Raw genomic sequence first — 558 nt, forward strand, 5'->3', positions numbered from 1 at the left:
CCTTACGGCCTGGGCTACACACGTGCTACAATGGTCGGTACAGAGGGTTGCCAAGCCGCGAGGTGGAGCTAATCCCATAAAACCGATCGTAGTCCGGATCGCAGTCTGCAACTCGACTGCGTGAAGTCGGAATCGCTAGTAATCGCGAATCAGAATGTCGCGGTGAATACGTTCCCGGGCCTTGTACACACCGCCCGTCACACCATGGGAGTGGGTTGCACCAGAAGTAGCTAGTCTAACCTTCGGGGGGACGGTTACCACGGTGTGATTCATGACTGGGGTGAAGTCGTAACAAGGTAGCCGTAGGGGAACCTGCGGCTGGATCACCTCCTTAATCGACGACATCAGCTGCTCCATAAGTTCCCACACGAATTGCTTGATTCATTGAAGAAGACGATAGGCTGACCATATAAGGTGGCCTGCATCGTTAAAGCTTAGAAATGAATATTCTGCTGTGAATATTGATTTCTAGTCTTTTGATTAGATCGTTCTTTAAAAATTTGGGTATGTGATAGAAAGATAGACTGAACGTTACTTTCACTGGTAACGGATCAGGCT

Annotated in this window: 1 rRNA gene; it reads left to right on the top strand. The window is 49.1% G+C overall.

From position 1 onward, the window contains the following. Positions 1–334: ribosomal RNA gene (locus AC1RO5_RS30890) — 16S ribosomal RNA — on the top strand; the annotation flags it as partial. Between the last annotated feature and the right edge of the window lie 224 nt (positions 335–558).

The organism is Pseudomonas sp. GW822-FHT02G04 (assembly GCF_058802085.1).